At 49.8% G+C, this 21,344-nt stretch carries 19 protein-coding genes; 5 read left to right on the plus strand and 14 right to left on the minus strand.

Annotation, left to right across the window (positions count from 1 at the left end; all coding sequences use genetic code 11):
* The 10 genes from BM322_RS02190 to BM322_RS02235 all read right to left on the minus strand — a co-directional run bounded on the left by BM322_RS02190 (position 1) and on the right by BM322_RS02235 (position 12,870).
* Positions 1-627 (minus strand): flavodoxin, encoded by a 627-nt coding sequence (locus tag BM322_RS02190; protein ID WP_075428244.1) that lies wholly within the window; start codon positions 625-627, stop codon positions 1-3.
* A gap of 83 nt (positions 628-710) precedes the next feature.
* Positions 711-1,391, minus strand: coding sequence for a flavodoxin family protein (locus BM322_RS02195; protein WP_082334304.1), 681 nt, complete (start codon positions 1,389-1,391; stop codon positions 711-713).
* 20 nt (positions 1,392-1,411) lie between these two features.
* A complete protein-coding gene (locus BM322_RS02200; RefSeq protein ID WP_218154598.1) occupies positions 1,412-2,242 on the minus strand; it encodes a carboxymuconolactone decarboxylase family protein in 831 nt (276 codons plus the stop codon).
* 136 nt (positions 2,243-2,378) lie between these two features.
* Positions 2,379-3,422, minus strand: coding sequence for an aldo/keto reductase (locus tag BM322_RS02205; protein WP_075428245.1), 1,044 nt, complete (start codon positions 3,420-3,422; stop codon positions 2,379-2,381).
* A gap of 28 nt (positions 3,423-3,450) precedes the next feature.
* Positions 3,451-4,401 (minus strand): aldo/keto reductase, encoded by a 951-nt coding sequence (locus BM322_RS02210; protein WP_075428246.1) that lies wholly within the window; start codon positions 4,399-4,401, stop codon positions 3,451-3,453.
* A gap of 112 nt (positions 4,402-4,513) precedes the next feature.
* Positions 4,514-5,575, minus strand: coding sequence for an amidohydrolase family protein (locus BM322_RS02215; protein WP_075428247.1), 1,062 nt, complete (start codon positions 5,573-5,575; stop codon positions 4,514-4,516).
* A gap of 41 nt (positions 5,576-5,616) precedes the next feature.
* The gene (locus tag BM322_RS02220) at positions 5,617-6,174 is read right to left on the minus strand and encodes a flavodoxin family protein (protein WP_075428248.1); all 558 of its coding nucleotides are present in this window, start codon (positions 6,172-6,174) and stop codon (positions 5,617-5,619) included.
* 39 nt (positions 6,175-6,213) lie between these two features.
* The gene (locus BM322_RS02225; protein WP_075428249.1) at positions 6,214-6,849 is read right to left on the minus strand and encodes a TetR/AcrR family transcriptional regulator; all 636 of its coding nucleotides are present in this window, start codon (positions 6,847-6,849) and stop codon (positions 6,214-6,216) included.
* Between the two features lie 188 nt (positions 6,850-7,037).
* A complete protein-coding gene (locus BM322_RS02230; RefSeq protein WP_075428250.1) occupies positions 7,038-10,700 on the minus strand; it encodes an autotransporter domain-containing protein in 3,663 nt (1,220 codons plus the stop codon).
* A gap of 421 nt (positions 10,701-11,121) precedes the next feature.
* Positions 11,122-12,870: a 1-deoxy-D-xylulose-5-phosphate synthase gene (locus BM322_RS02235; protein ID WP_075428251.1), complete on the minus strand. Its 1,749-nt coding sequence runs from the start codon at positions 12,868-12,870 to the stop codon at positions 11,122-11,124.
* A 190-nt stretch (positions 12,871-13,060) separates the two neighbouring features.
* Between BM322_RS02235 and BM322_RS02240 the strand changes: the two genes are divergently transcribed.
* Complete coding sequence (locus BM322_RS02240; protein ID WP_075428252.1) at positions 13,061-13,432, plus strand: MerR family transcriptional regulator; 372 nt, start codon at positions 13,061-13,063, stop codon at positions 13,430-13,432.
* A gap of 255 nt (positions 13,433-13,687) precedes the next feature.
* Positions 13,688-14,560 (plus strand): alpha/beta fold hydrolase, encoded by an 873-nt coding sequence (locus tag BM322_RS02245; RefSeq protein WP_075428253.1) that lies wholly within the window; start codon positions 13,688-13,690, stop codon positions 14,558-14,560.
* Positions 14,561-14,717: 157 nt separating this feature from the next.
* On the opposite strand, the gene BM322_RS02250 is transcribed toward BM322_RS02245, so the two are convergent.
* The 4 genes from BM322_RS02250 to BM322_RS02270 form a co-directional block, all read right to left on the minus strand.
* Positions 14,718-14,963 carry a hypothetical protein gene (locus BM322_RS02250; RefSeq protein WP_075428254.1) on the minus strand — a complete coding sequence of 82 codons (246 nt, stop codon included), beginning with the start codon at positions 14,961-14,963 and terminating at the stop codon, positions 14,718-14,720.
* A 118-nt stretch (positions 14,964-15,081) separates the two neighbouring features.
* Entirely contained in the window at positions 15,082-16,734 is a 1,653-nt protein-coding gene (locus BM322_RS02255) for an FAD-dependent oxidoreductase (RefSeq protein ID WP_075428255.1), read from the minus strand.
* Positions 16,735-17,013: 279 nt separating this feature from the next.
* The gene (locus BM322_RS02260) at positions 17,014-17,577 is read right to left on the minus strand and encodes a pyridoxal-phosphate dependent enzyme (protein WP_318254496.1); all 564 of its coding nucleotides are present in this window, start codon (positions 17,575-17,577) and stop codon (positions 17,014-17,016) included.
* 76 nt (positions 17,578-17,653) lie between these two features.
* Positions 17,654-18,013, minus strand: a complete 360-nt coding sequence (locus tag BM322_RS02270) for a PAS domain-containing protein (RefSeq protein WP_082334308.1) — start codon at positions 18,011-18,013, stop codon at positions 17,654-17,656.
* 140 nt (positions 18,014-18,153) lie between these two features.
* On the opposite strand from BM322_RS02270, the gene BM322_RS02275 reads away from it, so the two are divergent.
* The 3 genes from BM322_RS02275 (at position 18,154) to BM322_RS13850 (ending at position 21,113) form a co-directional block, all read left to right on the plus strand.
* On the plus strand, positions 18,154-19,527 hold the full coding sequence (locus BM322_RS02275; RefSeq protein ID WP_075428256.1) for a DUF389 domain-containing protein: 1,374 nt from the start codon (positions 18,154-18,156) through the stop codon (positions 19,525-19,527).
* A gap of 85 nt (positions 19,528-19,612) precedes the next feature.
* Positions 19,613-20,935: a hypothetical protein gene (locus BM322_RS02280; protein WP_075428257.1), complete on the plus strand. Its 1,323-nt coding sequence runs from the start codon at positions 19,613-19,615 to the stop codon at positions 20,933-20,935.
* Positions 20,936-20,984: 49 nt separating this feature from the next.
* On the plus strand, positions 20,985-21,113 hold the full coding sequence (locus BM322_RS13850) for a phosphatase PAP2 family protein (RefSeq protein ID WP_407047820.1): 129 nt from the start codon (positions 20,985-20,987) through the stop codon (positions 21,111-21,113).
* Positions 21,114-21,344 lie beyond the last annotated feature (231 nt).

Raw genomic sequence — 21,344 nt, forward strand, 5'->3', positions numbered from 1 at the left:
TCATAAGCCTAAGCCATTGTACCAGGCTTTGATTTCATCTGCCCCAGCCTGCGGGCTGAATAACTTACCCGGCTTCCAGTTGGCCTTGCCTTTGGTAATCCTGGCCAGATAATCTGCACTGCTGCCGATATCACTGCCGCCGGATGTGCAAATAGCCGTCATATTCTTGCCCGTAAAGTCATAGCTTTCCACGAATGTGTCCATGATGCGGGGCGCCTGAGCCCACCAGATGGGATAGGCCAGGATAATGGTCTTGTAGCTGGCAATGGGGGCATTCTTGTCCGCTAAGGAGGGGCGGAAGCCATCATTTTTCTGCTCTACCGTGGCTCTGGTCGTTTCATCATTGTAATTCAGGTCTTCGGCCGTATAGGGGGATTCCGGCCGAATTTCATACAAATCTGCGCCCAGGGCCTTGGCGGTATTCTCCGCCAGCTGCTTCGTATTGCCTGTCGCGGAAAAATAAGCGACTAAGATCTTATCTCCTGCTGCCGCAGCATCAGTATTAGCCGCCTGAGCCACCGTTTTAGCTGGCGGTGTCTTTTCCTCGGCCTTGCCATTATCCGTGCCGCAGCCCATCAGCCCCAGTACCATCAGCATGGACAAGCAGGCAATCCATAATTTCTTCATGCGTTTTGCTCCTTTCCGGTCAGCTCACATCAACATTTATGGTTAAACTCTATCACTTAAAGCCAACTCTAAGTCAAGCCTTTTTAGAGATTCGCTCCGATTTTATAGGCAATATCGGCAAACTGGGATTTTTCCACCAGCGAGCGGGCGCCGCAGCCCGTGGCCATCACCTGACCAACATCCTGCCATTCCATGTAGCGTACCAGCGTGTTATAATGATTGACCAATGCTTCCATCGTCCAATCGGCACTGTTGTAGGCCGTGGCCATCATGATGGATTTCTTGCCATGAAGCTTGCCCGTGCGGGAATAGAAGCGGTCAACAATCGTCTTTAACTGCGCCGACATGCCAAAGTAATACAGCGGTGTGGTCAGCACGATCAGGTCTGCCTCCAGCATCTTGGGCATCAGCGTGTTTTCAATGGCATCCTTGAAAATGCACGGGCCGTCCATACCGCATTTGTCGCAGCCACGGCAGGGATGAGTTTCCTCATTGGCTGCATCAAAGGTAAAAACCTCATGGCCGGCACTTCTGGCTCCATCCGTAAACCGGTCAGCCAGATAAATGGATGTTGATTCACTTTTCGGATGGGGACTGCTGGTGATTACCACAATTTTCATATTCGCGCCTCCTGATACGCTGCCCTTTTCCGGGACCACATTTGCTTTTGACTCATCGCCGGTCAGGGCTGACAGGCCGCAGCCGGCCAAAAAGAAGGTTACCGCCCCCATGCCGCTGACTTTCAAAAACTCTCGTCTGTTCATACACATCAATCCTTTTATTTTCAGGGCAGCTTGTTATACTCCTTTTCCTCCACCGGCTCACACCACTCATTGGAAGTATTTTCCCCCGGCACCTCGATGGCAATATGCTGGAAGGCGGAGTCCTTGGCGGCGCCATGCCAGTGCTTGACACCTGCGGGGATATGCACGACATCTCCCACCTTCAATTCCTGAGCAGGCTTGCCCCATTCCTGATACCAGCCACGGCCGGCAGTGACCAGCAGCATCTGCCCGCCGCCTTTGTCGGCATGATGAATATGCCAATGGTTGCGGCAGCCCGGCTCAAAGGTCACATTGCCAATCACTACCTGGTCAAGAGAAACCATATGGAGATAGCTTTTGCCGTCAAAATACTGGGCATAGTTGACATTTTCACCGCCAACGGGGAACAAGCTGGTTTCCTTGATGGTTTCCAAATCCATATGATTGTTTCCTTTAATCTCTGTATTCTTGGTAGCTGGCTCGTTATAGACTTCCTTGGCCAGATTGAACGCCGCCCAAGCCTTGGGCCAGCCCGCATAGAACCCCAGCTGGGTGATGACCTCAGCCATTTCCTCACGGGTAACGCCGTTTTTCTTCGCCGACTGCAGATGATATTTCAAAGAGCTGTCCGTCATGCCGCTGGCCACCAATGCCGAAACCGTCACGATGCTGCGGTCATGCAAGGACAGAACATCATTTTTTGACCATACCTCTCCAAAGAGAATATCATCATTATAGCGGGCAAAATCCGGGGCAAATTCCCCTAATTGCGTTCTGCCTGCGGTCTGTGTAATCTTTACTGCTTTTTTCGTCTGTGCCGTAGCTGCCTCCATAAATGTAAAATTTGTCATGATCATGCCTGCAGCTATTGCTGCGGCCAAGATTTTCTTTCCCTTCACGCGACGCTCCTTCCTGCCCGATAATATCAGGTTATCTTCACCTTAACACTTGAAGTGAACTTCAAGTCAAGCATATTTTTAATTTACTTTACTGCATACCCTTTGGGGCATTCTTCATCCAGACCTGCTCTTTTTTATTGCTGCTGCGGGTATTCTGGGCCATCACGCCCACCAGCTTGTGGGGGATATAGAGTTCTTCCAGATAGGCAATATCCTCTTCTGACCAGTCAAGTTCCACAGCCTTTACCGCACCATCAATATGATGCCGTTTCGTGGCACCGGCCACAGGAGCGGTTACTTTGGTGAGCAGCCAGGCCAGGGAAATCTCTGTCATGGACACGCCGTATTTATCCGCCAGTTCCGCTACCCGCAGAATGATTTTTTCATCAGCGTCAGCTGTGCCATCATATTTGAGCTTGGCATAACTGTCTTCCTGCAAACGCTGGGAAGTTTCGCCCGGCCTGCGGGACAGGCGGCCACTGGCCAGCGCGCTGTATGGCGTCATGGCAATATTATCCTCGGCACAAAGTTTGCTCATTTCCCGCTCTTCCTCCCGGAACAGCAAATTATAATGATTCTGTACGGATACAAACTTGGCAAAACCTTCTTTTTCCGCCAGCGCATTGGCTTTGGCCAGTTGATAAGCATAGCAGTTGGCAATACCGATATAACGTACCTTGCCAGCCTTGACCATTCTGGTCATGCCGTCCAGGATATCATAGATGGGCGTCTGGTAATCCCACATGTGATAGATATAGAGGTCAACATAATCCATGCCCAGATGCTGCAGGCTAAGATCCAGCTGCTTCTGGATATGCTCCTGACCGGTCACGCCCTTTTCGATTTCCTGCTGGCTGCGGGGCAGGAACTTCGTGGCTACCACCACATCCTCCCGCTTAGCATAATCCTTCAGCGCCCTGCCTAGATATTCTTCGCTGGTACCATTCTGATAAGCAATGGCCGTGTCAAAGAAATTTACGCCTTCATCCAGCGCATGCTTTACAATCTCACGAGTAGCTGTTTCATCTACCGTCCAACTGTGCTGGCCTGTACCTGCATTGCCAAAGCCCATGCAGCCCAAACAAATGCGCGACACCTGTAAATCAGAATTACCTAATTGCGTGTATTGCATGCTTTCATCCTCACACATCGTTTTCGTATTAATCCATTTTCTTTTCCCATTCACGAATCGTAGATACATTGGTCTTGTCCGCCAGTTCTTCCAAACGGGAAATTTCTTCTGCGGTAAGCGTTACACTGGCAGTCTTAGCCGCATCCTCCACATGGCGCACCTTAGTCACACCGATAATGGGCAGCACACCTTTGGAAATGGCCCATGCCGTGCCAACCTGTGCCACGCTGAGGCCATGCGCTTCACCGATTTTTGCCATCTCAGCCGTAAGGTCTTCCAGCTGTGCCAGAATGGGATTATAACTCTTGGCACGGTCAGAACCTGCGGGGAAGGGATGTTTTGTATCGTACTTGCCGGAAAGCGCGCCCTGTTCCAATACCATATAGGCAAAGAACTTGATATCATTTTCCTTGCAATATTTCAGGATTCCTGCCCGCTCTGAGGAACGATTGAGCAGGCTGAAATGGTTCTGCACCGCAGAAACCTTGAAGCCTTCTGCCTGCAGGATTTCGTTAGCCCGCTTGATCTGAGACAGGTCATGATTGGATACGCCCACCTGCTTAACCGTGCCAGCTTTCAGCAAGGGAATCAACTCCGGCGTCCAACGCTCCACGTCCATGGGATTGTGGATCCAGTAAATGTCAATCACATCAATACCCAGACGCTGGCAGCTTGCCTCTGCCATCTTGACCATGGATTCTTCATACATCCCCGCAATCTGCGGCGTGAATTTGGTGGAGATAATCACATCCTCAGCCTTGACCTGACGCACGAAACTGCCCAGAATATCCTCCAAAGCCCCCATGCCATAAACCGTGGTCGTATCCCAAAGGTTCAGCCCGTTCTGCATGGCCGCATCAAAAATCGGCTGCAAATCTTCCTTTTCCAGATGATTGCCAAACACCTGATCACCGCCAACTGCACCAGAACCCCAGGACCAGGCCCCCAAAGCTATTTTCGGCATTTTCTTCTCAATCATTGTATATGCTCCTCTCGTGCTTAAAATGACACTGTGTAATTTTTATTTGATGATTGTATTATATTCTCTAAATGACACAATGTCAATATTAAAAGTAAAAAAATTTCCGCTATTAAGAAATCAACTTTTGCGAATTTTGACAATATATCTGTTCCAGCCATTCACGCTGGGCAAGTTCCCTGTCCAAAGCCGCTTTCTTCTGGAGCAGCACCGGTGCTGGTACATAGGGATAATCACTGCCATACAGGATATGCTCCTGATCCGTGATCGTCAATAGCATATCCAGCGCATCGGGCATGGGATCTCCGGCCAGGTCAAAATAGAGATTGCCCATACTTTTTCCCATATCCACCGGCTCCATCATCTTCATCCCGGCAAGCATGGCAAACATGGCTTTTGCCCGCTGCTTCATATAGGGCAGGAAGGAACCGCAATGGGGCACTACCAGTTTTATCCGGGGATAGCGTTCCAGCATGCCGCTGGCGAGCAGATTCAGCATCGCTCTGGTGGTATCTGCCGGATACTCGTAGAGCGCCATAACCCTGCCCGTTACCGTCCCCTGCCTTGGTAGCTGCGGGGCGGGACTGGGATGGACGATGACCAGCGCCTTGCGGCGGTCAAGCTCGGCAAAGATTTTCTCCCAGCGTTCATCCCCCAGATAGATTCCCTGGGCGTTGCTGGGCACCTTCACGCCGATGGCTCCTAATTCATCCATAGCGTAAGCTATTTCCTCGATGGAACCATCAATGGCTGGGAAGGGCAGAGCCGCCACAAAACCGAATTTGTCCGGATAATTTTGACATAATGCCGCTGTTTCCACATTTATCCGCCGTGCCACCTTGCAGGACAGTTTTTCGTCCCCATTGTAAATATGCGGCGTGGCTTGCGACAGCACCGTATAGTCAATACCTGCTGCGGCCATGAATTCAAGATGTGCCGTCTCCGACCACTTGGGTAAGGGATAGCCCTCCTCCGCTGCCGCATCTATGCCCAGCTCCTGCAACCCTTCCAGATAACTTGGCAGCATGGCATGAGCATGCATATCAATCTTGCGCCCACGTGGAAGCCTTACCTCCTGCGGCGAGGCAGCAGCCGTTTCGAGCAGACCGCCGCCTGTGCCCAAGAGTGTCAATGCGCCCAAGGCGCTTACTTTCAAGAAATCGCGTCTTTTCATTATCCTATAGCTCCTAAAACATGAAAAACCGGCTTCATCCTTTAATTTTTGCCGAGATTCTTCCCCATCTCATAGGCTTCCTGCATGGCAACAGTTTCCTTTACATTTCCCGGAGCCAGTGCGCCCTTGCCCAGGATATGGCCGCCATTGCGGTTATTCTCGCCCCCATGCATATTGAAGCATTCCACATATTTCTGAAAATCCTGCAGCATATTGTCAAAGAGCTTTGCCTCGGGTACACCGCCTGCTGTAATCAGGTAGAAAGTCTTATCCTTGGCAATGGTCATATAAGGATACAGTCTGTCGATGCCACGCTTCATCAGACTGGTCCAGGAAAAGAAATACATGGGAGAAGCAAACACGATTGCATCCGCCTGCCCAAATTTTTCCAGTACCGCTGTCATATCATCCTTCTGCACACACTTACCCGGATTCTTCCAGCAAGCCATACAGCCCAGACAGTCACCGAACTTCATATCGCCCAGTTCCACCCGCTCTACCTGATGGCCAGCCTCCTCGGCACCACGGATAAACTCACCAGCCAGCAGCCCCGTATTGCCATTCTTGCGCTTGCTGCCATGCATTACCAAAACTTTCATCTTCGCTCCTCCTTACACATTCAACGGATTTGGTCCATCTTACACGCTCTTCTCGACGCCTAGCAGCTTGCGCAGGCAGTTGTAGGTAATCTCGTAAATCGTATAGTAACGAAACCCCACATCGGCTTCTTCCATGGCCTGCCGCTGCTTGTCGGTAACCATCACATAGGGGTAGATGCCGTACATAAAGGGAAAATAGGCATAAAGGAAGCTTGTCTTTTCCTCCTCGCTCATCTCCGGACAATACTTCTCCAGACAACGATGCACCGCCTTGATGGAAGCACCATAAGCTTTCTTGAATTCTACCAGATTCTCATGACGGCTGTTCTCCTCCATATCAAAGTGATTCATGGACAGAAGTTTCAGCAGACGCTGCCGTTTCTCCAATGAATGTGCCAGCGCAGAGGCCAGTTCTTCCCGGCTCATAGCAGCATGCGCTGCCATCATGCCCTCCAGATCTGCCACCCATAATTCATACTCCCGCTGCATCAGCGCCAGGAAGATTTCCTCCTTGGTGTTGAAATAGTTGTAGATGGCAGTGCGGTTGAAGGTCGTGACCTTCCCAACTTCCTTCAGGGTGATGTCCTTGAAACTCATCGTCTCATACAGTTTGGCACAGGCATCGACAATACTTTCCCGCCGTGCCAGCATCTCTTCTTCCGATATCTTTGGCATATATATTCCTCCGTCGCAGTAAAATGACACAATGTAACTTTTATTGACACTTTGTATTATAGGGTTATAATGACACTATGTCAATATATTTTGTAAAAAATTTGACCAGTCAATTGACTGGTCAAAAATCATTATATTTAATCCCTTATGCCTATTTAAGGCAATTCATATGTACTTGATGAACTGAGTCACCACACCCTTTTAAGCTGAACAGATGCAAAGATGTCTTTATCATGGGCACCCTTCTGGAGCTGGGCTTCACCATCCAGGAACCAGCCCTTGGCAAATTCAGTCTCTCCGGATAGCGCGAGCATGAAGTGGGTTCTGTCCTGATTGTTTCGAAGAGTATAGAACCGGCTGTCATTGCCCTCATAGCTAAAGGAAAGTTCTGGATCTGCCCCGGCAAAGGCATGCTTCACCCCCAGGCGCATGCCATAGCTGCCACACTTCAGATAACGTTTCAGTTCCACACCCAGCTGTCCCGCAAAATAGGTGTTGTGCTGCCCTGAAACATGCTGGTTGAAGATGCCTGCGCCATTTTCCGCGTAGGCCTTCTGATTCAGCCAGGAAAGCTGAAGGCTAGCGTAGGGGCTGACATGCCAAGTCCTGCCGTCATTTGCGTGGAGGTCATACTTATACTCCCCTCCAATTTCTGCCAGCTGGGAATCATACTGCGCCTCTGTACTAAGACCGAGCATCCCAATGCTGCGATGCAGTTTGTTCCGAATCCAGCCGTAGTCCGCATAGAGATAGGCATCGGCAGCATTTTTATGATAACCAGCATAAACGCCAAACCTCGTATCATAGATGCTTCCCTTGCCGGAGTCTGCTCCAAAGCCCGTTGACTGGTAGCTCACAAAGACGCCGCCCCTCCAGTTGTCGTTGAGCAGACGGTCATATCCTCCCGATATGGCGCTGCCATGATAGTTTGTACCGCCCCTGAGATTGCCCCAATTCTTGGTGAACTTCATCCAGGCATTATTATCCTGTGCCATGGGAAGATCCGTGCTCATCTTGATGCCCTTCTCATCTCCATCATCCGCGAAATGACTCACCGGAACGGTCACCTCCGCTGGCCGGGTGGAAAATGCCGTGCTCAGGCGGTCAGAAATCACACGGCCGGCAACGGTGCTCTGCTGGACAAGGGAAGCCATCTGCGGCGCTGCCGATGAACCAATTCCCGTGAGAGCATGTTTCGCAGCTGATGGGCTAAGACTGTAGAGGTTACGCATCTCATTTCGCCGGGTATCCCCCACGAGGCTCTTCTGCATGGCATCCATGGCATCATAGGCATCGGCCTGCTCTGCTGTCATTTCTCCGAGATTGTTGGCGGAATGTGTTCGAACCTTCAACGTGTTTCCTTCTATAGAACCCGTGGTCGAGAGCATCCCCGTTACAGCACAGGGCTTTCCGTCAGGATTCGCCAAATTACCTATTAGCGTTCCGGCCTTCAGCACGTTCAAGTTTTCATCAGGCAGGGCATTTGTAGCAGAAATCGTGGAGCCCTCCAGATCCGCTGTACCACTGACGGAGATATTCCCCTGAGAACCGCCGCCGTAAGCGCTCAAAGTACCATCGGAAACGAGATTTCCCGTAATGGACATGCTGGTATCGGCAGAGTAAGCGCCAATGGTGCCGTGGTTAATGAACTTGCCTGTGGTCTCATCTGAAAAGCCCTCTGCCATGCGTAAGGTCATATCATTTACGGTATAGGTTCCACCGAAAAGCCCGGCTCCCTTTGAAACATTTAAATGAACAACATCTGCCGTTCCCATATATACCAGATTGCCACTCTTCACGTTCATCTTCATATTGTCGGAGCCACTGACATTTCCTTGATAGAGCATGGCCCCATCCTGCATATCAAAGTTCAAATTAGTCACCAAGTCGGGGATATAGTCGGCATAAGCGTACTCGCCTCCGTTATATTGAATCAGCAAGGGCTTGATGATTCCGTTCTTTGTCTCCACTTCATTGGTGTCCCTATTTTGTTCCTGATAGGTGGTGTTTTTTTCCGTATCGAAAATTCCCTGTTCTTCAGAAAAATGCTTCCAATCAGAAGTGATAGCGCCGCTTATTTCTGCCCCTTTATTCACGTTGATATTTTTGACAAAGGCATTTCTGCCAATATAGATTGCATTTTCACTGCCGGAAATTTTGCCGGACAAATTGAAGTCTGTAATCAATTCCCCCTTCAATTCATCGGCTGAGGCATTGTAAGTGTTGCTGTTCATATCGTTCAGGACTTTATTTTCCGACTTGGTGATTTCGCCGGTGTAGGCACTGACTCCACGACTGTAGCGAATGTAGGAGCCACGGTATTCATCAAGGGCTCCATTGGAGCTTGAACCAAAGTTGAATTCCACCGCATTGCCGCCTGTCCCATTGGCCGTCACATTTCCCGCCAAATTGAGATTTTGCTGGCGGCCATAGGCAAATAAGATTCCCTTCCCCCTATAACCGTCCCCATGGATTTCAATTGATGTGGGAACATTTATCGTATTGCCTTCGCCATCTACCCGGATGCCTGTTGCGCCAACGCCTTGTGTCAAAATATCTGCGGACTGGGTAATATTGTTATTCGCTCCGTAAACGTGGAGACCAATTCCCAGAGGAACCTGACTGTAAGTATTTTCAAGATAAGCCGTGCCGTCAGAATTTCTCGCAGAATATCCCTGGGTATTGTCGATGGTCAAACCGTTGCCATAAACAGAACGTCCGAAATACGCCTTTCTGTCGAAATCATAGCCCAAATCCTGCAGGGCCGCCAACTCCACCTCCATGAAGGTGGTATAGTTGGTATAAAAACGATGGCTTTGCACACCAGCTGTCTGGAAGTGGGAGCCTTCAAAATCTTGCTTATAGGCGCTGCCATCCCTTTTCATTTCAAAAGCGTTGGTAGGTATGCCGGAAACGCCGTTGAAAGTTGCCCCTGCCAGGGCATCCGTTACATTGTCCCCTACAAAATAGGCAAAATTTCCCAGATCTACAATAAAGCAATCCGATTCCTTAAGGTCTGGATTCTTTGTCTTTAAAAGGTTAAAACCTTCAGTAGTCACGATCATCATACCTGGCTTGCCATGATTTCCGTTCTGGTCCACCAGATGGAGATTCCAAAAGTCCTCGTCTTCGGTATTTGTAAATCTGGCCAAGGCCAGCGTACTGACACCATCGACATAGGTAACTTTCTCCTTTACTGCCTTTCCGTTCCAGTCACAATACTCTGTGCTGGCACTCACCCCCAGGGCATGTACCAGTTCATGACGGAAGCAGCCGACAAAATCAGCGGCTTGTTCATTGGTGGGAAGCACCGTGTCCGAATCCCCCCACCACCCCTCAGGAGCGCCGTCACGATTGGCACCAAAATGCTGTCCTATGCTGATGGTTGAAAAAGCATATGTGCCCACCTTATCAGTAGTATCCGTTTTCAATTTTTCAATATCCAGATAATCAAGATTCATTTTTCCCTGCAACATTTGGGCAACATAGTTATCATTAACCATAGTTCCGTCTTTAATTGAAGCTGTGATAGCATTGGCATTTTGGTAGTTGTCCTGCGTGACAACTATAATCTGCCAGGGAGAAGTGAATCCCGACCTTGGCCCCAGCATTTCTGACCAGTAGGTGGTGGCAGATTTTATCGCGTCCCTGAGACTCAGCGGCAGTGCGTACCCCGAGCCTGAATCATCGGTTATATTTGAAATCTTTTCCCCTGTATTTAAAAAGGCAAAGTCAATAAATTGCCTGCCGCCAAAATCTACGCTATCGGAATCATAGGCTTCAACGTGGCCGCAAAAGTTTAACCCTGCTGTCAAGGCTGCCAATATTGCCAGTTTTTGGGATTTTCTCATCCTTGTGCTCCTTCCTCTCCTGACGGTAGAAATCCTTCTCACCACACCCGTTTAAGGTGAACAGATGCAAAGAGATCTTTATCATGGGCCCTCTTCTGGAGCTGAGCTTCGCCATCCAGGAAACATCCTTGTCTATATGAATACTTGCTCCCGTTATAGTGGATATTCGCCAACACTTTCCGGGTTCCTGCCTCAAGTCCGTAAGCGGGGAACAAGAAAAGGGCATCGTGAAAGGGTATAATACTACATACCCCACTTCACGATGCCCTTTTTTCACATTATCATTCGTAGTACTCCGGTAGTATCTCATGTTCTCAAAGCCCACGATAAAACATACGGAAATCTTACGGCCTTAGCTGCAAGAGGCCATAGTAGTTATGTCCATAGTTGTTCACCTTGTGCAACTCCTGCCAAGTCTGATTTACAAATTTGCCAGAATATCCTCTGCAATCTGCTCCGCCGTTAAGTGATTTTCTTTAGCCAAAGTTCCATAATCATAGCGGTCATAGAATTTCTTGGACAGACCGAAGTTCAGCACCTTCATTTTGTCTGCGCTGTAGAAGCAGGCAATCTTTTCGCCGAAACCGCCATCCAGCACACCATCTTCCAAGGTTGCCACCAGTTCATGGTTCTCCTTCAGTTTTTCCAGCAATTCCTTATCCTGCCCGGTGATAAACAGCGGATTGATCAGCGTGGCCTCGATGCCCTGTTCTTTGAGTTTGGTCGCTGCTTCTTCCGCCAGATTATAGAAATTGCCCAAGCCGATCAGGGCTACATGGCTGCCTTCCTTCACCACTTCGTACCGATTGAGTTCGTCATAAGACTTGCGCACCGGACGCTTGGAGCTGCCTACCATAGCATGGGGAACGCGGATAGCCACGGGATATTTTTCCTGTGGGATAGCCCAGTCCAGCATGGCCTGATATTCTTCCGGAGAAGTCGGTGCCAGATACACGAGGTTCGGGATATTGCTCATCATGGGAATATCGTAGAACCCCAGATGTGTCACATCGTTCATGCCGTACATGGAGGCCCAGAACACCAGGAAGGTTGCCGGGCTATTATTGACGCAGACATCCTGCGCCAGCTGATCATAGGTGCGCTGAAAGAAACTTGAATAGTCTCCAAAGACAGGATGAGCACCATTTTTAGCCAACCCAGATGCCATGGCTACGGCCTGCTCCTCAGCAATGCCCACGTCAATGTAGTGTTCTCCAAGTTCCTCACGACGAGCTTGCGTAAGCCCCATGCTGGCCGGAGTAGCTGCAGAGATGGCAAGGAATTTCTTATCTTCCTTGGCCAGCCGCAGGAAAGTTTCGGCGGTCTGCTCTGCGTAGGGATCAACCAGCGCCTGCTTGACCTCGCCCGTTTCAATATCAAAGGGCATATGCCAATGCCAGTCTTCTTTGTTCTCTTCGGCAAACTTATAGCCTTTTCCCTTTTGAGTGACGATATGCAACACCACAGGATGATCGATATCCTTGACTTCCTCCAGAGCCGCAATCATCGCCTCGACATCATTGCCATCGGCCACGAAGCGATAATCAAGCCCCATTGCCTTGAACAGATTACGCTCTGACTTACCGTTGGTATCACGCAGCTCTTTGAAGCCCTTATACATGCCGCCATGCACCTCGGCAATGCTCTGGTCATTATCGTTGAACATAATAATCAGATTGGACTTCATTTCCCCGGCAGTATCCATCCCTTCCAAGGCTTCGCCGCCACTCATGGAACCATCACCGATAATGGCAATGATGTTTTCCTTGTCGCCCTTGAGGTCACGTGCCTTGGCCAGTCCCGTTGCCAGACTGATGGATGTAGACGTATGCCCCACATTGAACATGTCATGCGGACTTTCTTCTGGATTGGTATAGCCAGACACATCATCATAATGCTCCTCATAGAGATAGGCATCCTTACGGCCTGTCAGCATCTTATGAGGATAGGCCTGATGGGAAATATCAAAGACAAACTTGTCCTTCGGTGAATCAAAGACCGTATGCAGGGCGATAGTAGCCTCCACAATACCAAAATCCGGGCCGAAGTGGCCGCCATGGATACTTGCTCTTTTCAGCATGGCATCCCGCATTTCGTGAGCCAGCACCTTACGCTGCTCTGCCGAAAAACCTTTGATATCCTGGGGGCCATTGACTTTCTCTAAATACATAAACTTGCTCCTTTGCTCTATCTTACAAACTTCAAAATTTCAGCTGATGATTGTAAGTCTATACCTTGGAGCAAACTTCAAGTCAATAGCCTTTTGTAAAAAAATTTTGTAAAATATTCTTGACTTAGAGCGAACTCCAAGTGTTAAACTTAAAGCATGATATGCGTTTCCCCACAGTGAGGTGAGATAGATGACCATCAAAGAAGTAAGTGAGAAATACGATTTGTCCGCTGACACAATCCGTTACTATGAACGGATTGGCCTTATCCCCCATGTCCCCCGCAAGGAAAACGGCATCCGGGATTTTGACGAGGCCTCCTGCGGCTGGGTGGAATTTGTCAAGTGCATGCGCGGCGCCGGGGTGCAGGTAGAAGCCCTTATCGACTACGTTGCCCTATTCTTCCAGAAAGGTACCGAGGCAGCCCGCAAGGATATTTTAGTAGAGCAGCGTGCCCGCCTGCAGGAACAGCTGGAAACCTTGCAAACCACCATTGAGCGGCTGGATTACAAGATTACCCATTACAATGAAATTCTCAAGTGCTCGGAAAAACTCAAATCTTAATCCCTATATCCCCAAAATGCAGAAAAATGGTGCCAACCGCAAAGTTAGCACCATTTTTCTTTTTGCATCACTCAAAAGCCAGACCATCAAATCAGATTTTTACATCTTCTGCTGAAGCCTTGATTTCCTCACCGCCATTGCCCATGGCACAGCATATCTAACTATTTCGGAAGTTTGGCCTGCTCCTCACGCAACCATTGAAGCCGCTGCTTCTCCCTGTTAATCGCCTGACGTAAAATCAGAGAAGCTTCCAGAATGAACATATCGACCTTATGCAGGAATCTCGGGAGAAATACGAGAAGCACGGGAGTCAGCCTTGCCCAAAGCAAGGATTTGAGCATTCAAGGTGACCATGGTAAACTTTCCGCTATACTTCAGACTCCTGATGGAGCAAAGGATTACCCACTGGTGATTGTCTGCCATGGTTTTACTTCTAACAAGGATACGGAGCTGATACATACGCTTGCCAATAACTTAGAAAAGAATGGCATTGCCAGCCTCCGTTTTGACTTTAACGGCCATGGCAAAAGTGAAGGCCTCTTCCATGACATGACAGTACTCAATGAAATCGAGGATGCTAAAAAGGTTTATGATTACGCTGCCAAACTCCCCCATGTGACATCCATTTCCCTGGCAGGCCATTCCCAAGGCGGCGTGGTGGCCAGCATGACTGCGGGTATTCTTGGCACCGAAAAAGTCAAAAGCCTGGCTCTAATGGCACCAGCAGCTGTACTGCGAGATGATGCCATTCGCGGGATTTGTATGAATGCTCATTATGACGCTAATAATCTCCCAGAAACTATTCCTCTCTATAACGACCTTCAACTAGGCAAAAATTATGTTCTGACCGCCCAGACGCTCCCAATCTACGAAACAGCAGTCAGGTACCAGGGTCCTGCCTTCATGATTCACGGCACTGGGGATGTCATCGTCCCCTACACTTACAGCCAGCGGTATCACAGAATTTATTTCAATGGCCAGCTAAAGCTTGTTCCCGGAAAAGACCATGGCTTTACCCATGATATCAAAGGTGCTTGCCAAGCAGTAACTGACTACTTTGTTACACAACTAAAAAATAACACTACAATGGATACCTATTCAGATACCCTTTATATCATGCAAAAATAAATATTAATAAACATGGGCTGATGCAAAGAATGCTTTGCATCAGCCCACTCATTATGCTTAGTTCTAAAAATGTGCCTGTATGTTCTGATTATCAAAATAAAATGGCGTAGACATATATCATTCCAGACGACGTGCCATATTATAAAACATCATTTTCTCAGGACTGACTGGTCAGCAATTTTCTGCCCCAATCAGACTGGCTGTTCCGATAGAGAAACAGGGCCAAGATTCCGCTGAAGAAGCTGGCTATCGGCGGCATCAGCCAGATTCCCAGCAAGCCATAGACAGGGGCCAGCAGGAACAGTAATGCGGTAGGCAGAACCAGCGTGCCCACGAAGGACAGCAGCAGGGAACGCCCCGGCATGTCCAGGGCCGTGAAATATGACGAGAAGCACAGGTCCATCCACCCCGCCAGATAGGAAAAGGCTCAACGGAATATTATCCCAGGTGTAATAGACATCCAGCCGCCGGCCGCCAAAGAAGGCCAAGGTAAGGATTGACCCCAAGGCAATATAAGTCGTTTAGGGCAAGATTCCCTGCAGATAGGTGAAACCACCCATCATATTGCGAACCTCAAAGCCTGACTGCTTCAGCATACGTTCCATGAAATATCCGTTCATGCCGATTTTGCAGATGACCACCAGAGGCCTTTTTTTATCCAGCTTATCCAGCTGTTCCCGCATTTTTGCCGCCGGGATATTGATTGCGCCCTCTACATGACCTGCCGCAAACATTTCCGGCGGACGCACATCGATGATCAATGCCCCCCGCTCCTGTTCTGCCACCAGTTCCGCCGGCAACAGGGGATTAGTCAGCCCCTGCAGGATGTTATCGCCATAGTATCCGGCCATATTCACCGGGTCTTTGGCTGAAGAGAAGGGCGGCGCATAGGCAAGCTCCAAATCTTCCAAATCATACACCGTGCCGCCTAAACGCAAAACAGAAGCCAACACATCAATCCGCTTATCCACGCCCTTTTTACCAATTGCCTGGGCACCAAGGACCTTGCCATCCTGCAGGCTGAACAGCACTTTAAGGGCGAAGGGCTCCGCCTGGGGATAATAGGATGCATGATCATTGGGATAGGTGATGGTATAACGATAGTCTTTGCCATAAACCAGCCCCGCCTGCTGCAAGGCCCGCTCGTTTTTGCCAGTGGCGGCAGCAGTCAAAGAAAAGACCTTGAGCACAGAACTACCCACCACGCCGGCATACTTGCGTTTTTTGCCAGCAATATTGTCAGCGGCCAGCCGCCCCTGACGGTTGGCGGGACCAGCCAAAGGCAACGCCGCCTTCTTTCCCGTCAGGCCGTCAAAGGTCATCACCGCATCACCTACGGCAAAGACTGCCGGGGCGCTGGTCTGCATATATTCATCAACTAAAATATGCCCTCGCTCCCCCAGCTTGATACCACTGTCCTGCAGGAATGCCGTATCCGGGCGCACGCCAATGGCCAGCACCACAAAATCAGCCGTCAACACCTCTTGAGGAATTTTAACGCCAATGGTGCCATTCCCAGGATGAAGGAATTCCTGTACACCCTGCTCCAATAGCAGTTTCACGCCATTCTGACGCAGTTCTGCTTCTGCCAGGGCTGCCATATCCGTATCAAAAGGAGCCAGAATATGGGGTGCTGCTTCCACCAATGTCACGGACAGGCCCTGGGCCTGCAGATTCTCCGCCGCTTCCACGCCGATGAAACCGCCGCCGACCACCACGGCACGCCCCTGAGGATAATCCCCGGCCAGCTTCTTCAAAACCGCAGCATCTGGTACATTGCGCAGGGTTACAATGCGTTCATGGTCGATGCCCGGAATCGGCGGCCGCAGGGGCTGGGCACCCGGAGACAGCAGCAGGGCATCATAGCTTTCCGGATATTCTTCCTCCCCATGGCGAATAACTACCTGGCGGGCTGCCGTATCCACCTTTATGACTTCGCTTTGCACCCGCACATCCACATGAAAAAGCCCGCGGAATTTTGCCGGTGTCATCACCAGCAAATCTTCCTGCCGAGGAATAACGCCCCCTACATAATAGGGCAGGCCGCAATTGGCAAAGGAAATATCGCCGCCACGCTCCACCAGAATGATTTCTGCCCCTTCGTCCAGCCGCCGCAGACGGGCAGCTGCCGTAGCACCGCCTGCCACGCCGCCAACTACGATATATTTTGCCATAATCATACCTCCAAACGAATATCAATTTCTCGATGTTATTATGATTATAGCAATTTACCGGATAATCGTTCGTGATTCAATCACTTTTACATATCCGTGCAAGGTTTGCTGGATTCCCCAGGCCCGCATTGGCCCAGAGTTTTGATATTTTTTTATATGTACTTGCTATGTCATACCGCTACTACCTGCATTTTGCAAGTCTTTCTGCAAATAAGTCAAAAATCCCCTTAAGCAAGCCCTTGAAAAAGTGCTCACTTAAGGGGATTTCATTCACTATCTTCAGTGGTCAGACTTCAGCCCAGCCCCGCACATGGAGATCAGGGCATCGCGGGTACGTCCATGCTCCTCGCAATAGTGTAAATAACCAGCATATACAGCAGCAGTGGTATGTTCTGCATATATGCCCCGGCGGGACAGCGCTTCCCGGGCAGCGAGGATCTTATCCTCAGGAATGGTGGCCGCCTTCACCTTGTGGCGGTAAATATAGTCCAGGATCTCTGCCCCCCGCATAGGTAAGCCGATAGCAATCCCTTCTGCCTGCGTGCGTTCCACCGGCTCCGGCGAAATGTCATGCCCGCCTTTTTCCATAGCCTTGATAAAAGGCTGGCAGCGTTCACTCTGTACAATCACGACCTGAGGGAAATGGTCGATGGAACCGCTGGCCAGCAGTTCCTCCAGCCCCTTCATGACACCGATGAACAAAGTGCCATTGCCCAGCGGGATGAAGATATGCTCCGGAATCCTGCCCAGCTGCTCAAAGGTTTCGTATATATAGGTTTTGGTTCCCTCGTAGAAGAAGGGATTATACACATGGTTGGCATAATACACGCCTTCATTTTCCACCTTAGCCCGGAATCGGCAATATCTGACACATAAACATGCATCATCACGACCTGATCACGGCTGAGGCCTGCTCCCATCAGCACTTTTTCCATATTATGGAGGGCCTGCTCTGCCTGGAAAAGACCATATCTTCCACCCGGTCAGGAGAAACATCCTTCTTGACCGTTGGTTTTTCCTTCACCTGGGGCAGGAAGGACTGAATGTATTCTGCCTGCTGCAACATCCTTGTCATGTCGATATTGATACAGAGCGCACCGATCAGTTTGCCCTCATCATCACGAATCATAACCGACGACGTACGAATCAGCTTGCCCTTCTTGCGAAAGAAATCATTAGCTATAAAATCCTCATTTGTATCGCCCTGTTCCATGGCACTTTTGACAAAGTGCTCAAAGCGCTGGCCAATCTTCCCGCCCTCTATTTTATTTTGAAGCAATCAATTGGACAGCAGGAAATCTAGCCTGTATCACGAAGTTATGGAGAAGCGGACGTTCCATTTTTCGTTCCCAGAAGGTATTTCATGAAGGAGCTATACGGCGTTTGAGACACGCAACGGCCATCGAAGGAGGAATATCTATGAATACCCTCAAAACCGTCGCCGCCAATATCTTTGACCTGGAAAAGGACCGCGCTCCCTTGGAAGAAATCGCGGCGCGCATCTATAGCGGCGGCACCCTCAAAGGCACAAACATGTGCATCCTGATTCTTGCCATTTTCATTGCCTCGATTGGTCTGAACATGAACAGCACCGCCGTCATCATCGGTGCCATGCTGATCTCGCCCCTGATGGGGGTCATCATGTCCCTAGGCTATGGCATGGCTACTTATGACAGCGCCTATGTCCGGGAATCCTTCCTGAAGCTCGTGTTTCAGGTCACACTCTCCGTCCTGACCTCAGCGGTATATTTTACCCTCTCCCCCATTGACACCGCTTCCACAGAACTTCTAGCCCGCACGGAGCCGACCATCTGGGACGTGCTTATCGCCATCTTTGGCGGCCTGGCCGGCATCATCGGCAGCACCCGCATCGAAAAGAGCAATGTGATTCCCGGCGTAGCTATCGCCACCGCCCTGATGCCGCCCTTATGCACGGCAGGCTATGGACTGGCCACCTATTCGCCCAAGTTCTTCTTTGGCGCACTCTACCTCTTCTTTATCAACAGCTTCTTCATCTGCCTGACCACCTTTATCGTGCTGAAATTCATCAAGATTCCTGCCAAGACCTATGTATCCGAGCAAGTTTTCCGCCGCCAGCGCTGGCTTCTCTCTCTGTTGGGCGTGCTCATCATCCTGCCCAGCATGTATATGGCCTACCAGAGCATCCGCAACAATCTGGAACATGCTCAGGTCAAAGCCTATATCGAAAGCAATTTCCAGCAGGGAAACCCGCAAGTCGTCGCCTTTCATCTGAATCCCCAGGAGAAAAAACTGGATCTGACTCTTATCGGCCGGACGGTTACAGATGAAGAACAGGCCGAACTGGAAAAAAAGCTGCAGACTTATTCCCATTTTGCAGACTGGAACCTGCATATCATTCAGAACGATCTGTCCGGCACCGTCCGCGCTGAGGATGTCCAAAACCTCATCAACACCCAGTGGAACGCCGCTGGAGGAGCAAGCCTTGCCAAGGCCCAGGAAGATTTGCGCAAGTACAAGGAACTGAGCATGCGTTACAGCCCCGCCTACCAGCGATTCGAGGCCGACCAAAAGCTGCTGGCCAGCATACGGGAAAAAGCCCCTATCCTGTTCCCCTCCTTCACCGGCGTTGAAGGAGCCACCGTTGCCACGGAAAACAAGGATGGCCAAATCATCCCCACAGGATTCCTGGCCGTCATTACATGCAAATCACCACTTACCGAAGACGAACAAACCCGCTTGCAAAAATGGCTAAATGCTGAAGCTGAACTTCCCGTAAGTTTTATCCTGCGAATTACACCAGAAACAGATTAATACATTATGGAGTATCCCAGGTCATTTGAGTATAAATCAATTTATATTTATATGTTTTTCATTTTTTGCTATACGAGGTGATTCCATGAATTTTTTGCGTATCAGTAAGGAAGCCTTATCCATAGCCATGGCCTATGTGGGCGTTTTGGTGGGAGCTGGGCTTTCTTCCGGCCAGGATATGCTGCAATACTTTTTGAGTTTCGGACAAGCAGGAATCTGGGGTGTGATTGCCCTCGGCTTGCTGAATGTTATCTTTGGCCGGATTATTGTGACGCTTGGTTCGCATTATCAATCCAGCAACCATCAGGAAGTGCTGGAACAAATCGCCCATCCCGTCATCAATCGCATCATTGACGTTACGTTGATCATTTCCTGTTTTGTTGTCGGCTTTGTCATGGTGGCTGGTGCCGGGGCCAATTTACAGCAACAGTTCGGGCTGCCCAGCTGGGCAGGAGCTTTGCTCTGCTCCCTGCTGATCATTGTCATCTCCTTTATGGATTTCAACAAAATCACACGGGTGTTGGGAATCTTTACCCCCCTTATCATTTTGATGATCCTGGTGGTAACGGCCTACACCTTTGCTGGAAAAACCTATGACTTTACGGCGCTCAATGCGGTGGCAGACACCATGGAACCTGTTATGCCGAATATCTACCTATCCGTTATGAATTACTTTGCTCTCTGCGTGATGAATGGCGTTTCCATGGCATTGGTGCTCGGCGGCTCCGTCATCCGTATCGGCGATGCAGAAAAAGGCGGTGCCTTAGGCGGCGTGATCATCGGTGTTATCGTTACCTGCGCGGCACTGGCCCTCTTTGCCAATCTGGACATGGTCAAGGATGCCGAAATCCCCATGCTCATGATTGTCAACCACATCCACCCCCTGTTTGCTTTCGCCTATGCTTTGGTCATCTTTGCCTTGATTTTCAACACGGCCTTCAGTCTTTATTACGCCACCGCCCGCCGTTTCGCCGGTGATGATGTACGCAAAATGCATCGTTATATCATTAGCATTGTAATCTTGGGCTATATCTGCAGCTTCGGCGGTTTCACCCAGCTGGTATCCTGGATGTATCCCTTGCTGGGCTATATGGGATTCCTGGTTTTGGCGGTGCTGTCCGTTGCCTGGATTCAGGAGCGGGACAATATCATCCGGGAAAAATTCCTGCGCCGCAAGATGATCCGCCTGCTGTTCCGCAAATACGACGACGATTATGAGTTTACCCGCCAAAACAAACAGACATTCCAAAAACTCGGAGAAATGTCTGCGGCCGATACGGAAGGCCTCAAAAAAGACATCAAAGCCTATGTAGAAGATGTGGTGGAAAATCATGATGACCTGCAGGCTTATGCCAAGGAGAATTTGTCCATGGAAGGCTCGCCCTTAAAGAAAGAAAAAAAGGAATAATGCACTGTGTCTTTTCTCATTGACAATAAACCCATAAATTTTCGCGGTCATCATGGCCTTTTCCCGGCTATATGCAGGTGTCCACTATCCCTCCGATGTAACAGGCGGCATAATCGTAGCCTTTGTTGGCAGCTGCCTGACCTGGCACTTGCGCAGCACCATCTTTGACCGGAAATAACCTCACGAAAATTTTCAGCAACTCCCTGGGGTTCGTCTACCCGTGCTAAGTTCCCTTAAAGCAGACACACGTAAAGAGGCTATTGCATGTGTGAGCATATCACTTACATGCAATAGCCTCTTCTTTTATTTCATATTCTCCCACCAGGACGCAAAGTTCTGCTTTTTGCCGCCGTGGTCTGGCAGGAGCAGTAATGCCCCAACCAGACCACAGCATCCTTGTCTTTGTCCA

Origin of the sequence: Selenomonas sp. GACV-9 (genome assembly GCA_900116485.1) — a bacterium.
GTDB classification, from domain to species: Bacteria; Bacillota; Negativicutes; order Selenomonadales; family Selenomonadaceae; genus Selenomonas_A; species Selenomonas_A ruminantium_G.

Coding starts and splice junctions, on each gene's coding strand:
- BM322_RS02190 (WP_075428244.1), bottom strand. CDS start 627: ATGAAGAAATTATGGATTGCCTGCTTGTCCATGCTGATGGTACTGGGG.
- BM322_RS02195 (WP_082334304.1), bottom strand. CDS start 1,391: ATGAACAGACGAGAGTTTTTGAAAGTCAGCGGCATGGGGGCGGTAACC.
- BM322_RS02200 (WP_218154598.1), bottom strand. CDS start 2,242: ATGACAAATTTTACATTTATGGAGGCAGCTACGGCACAGACGAAAAAA.
- BM322_RS02205 (WP_075428245.1), bottom strand. CDS start 3,422: ATGCAATACACGCAATTAGGTAATTCTGATTTACAGGTGTCGCGCATT.
- BM322_RS02210 (WP_075428246.1), bottom strand. CDS start 4,401: ATGATTGAGAAGAAAATGCCGAAAATAGCTTTGGGGGCCTGGTCCTGG.
- BM322_RS02215 (WP_075428247.1), bottom strand. CDS start 5,575: ATGAAAAGACGCGATTTCTTGAAAGTAAGCGCCTTGGGCGCATTGACA.
- BM322_RS02220 (WP_075428248.1), bottom strand. CDS start 6,174: ATGAAAGTTTTGGTAATGCATGGCAGCAAGCGCAAGAATGGCAATACG.
- BM322_RS02225 (WP_075428249.1), bottom strand. CDS start 6,849: ATGCCAAAGATATCGGAAGAAGAGATGCTGGCACGGCGGGAAAGTATT.
- BM322_RS02230 (WP_075428250.1), bottom strand. CDS start 10,700: ATGAGAAAATCCCAAAAACTGGCAATATTGGCAGCCTTGACAGCAGGG.
- BM322_RS02235 (WP_075428251.1), bottom strand. CDS start 12,870: ATGTATTTAGAGAAAGTCAATGGCCCCCAGGATATCAAAGGTTTTTCG.
- BM322_RS02240 (WP_075428252.1), top strand. CDS start 13,061: ATGACCATCAAAGAAGTAAGTGAGAAATACGATTTGTCCGCTGACACA.
- BM322_RS02245 (WP_075428253.1), top strand. CDS start 13,688: ATGAACATATCGACCTTATGCAGGAATCTCGGGAGAAATACGAGAAGC.
- BM322_RS02250 (WP_075428254.1), bottom strand. CDS start 14,963: ATGGACCTGTGCTTCTCGTCATATTTCACGGCCCTGGACATGCCGGGG.
- BM322_RS02255 (WP_075428255.1), bottom strand. CDS start 16,734: ATGGCAAAATATATCGTAGTTGGCGGCGTGGCAGGCGGTGCTACGGCA.
- BM322_RS02275 (WP_075428256.1), top strand. CDS start 18,154: ATGAATACCCTCAAAACCGTCGCCGCCAATATCTTTGACCTGGAAAAG.
- BM322_RS02280 (WP_075428257.1), top strand. CDS start 19,613: ATGAATTTTTTGCGTATCAGTAAGGAAGCCTTATCCATAGCCATGGCC.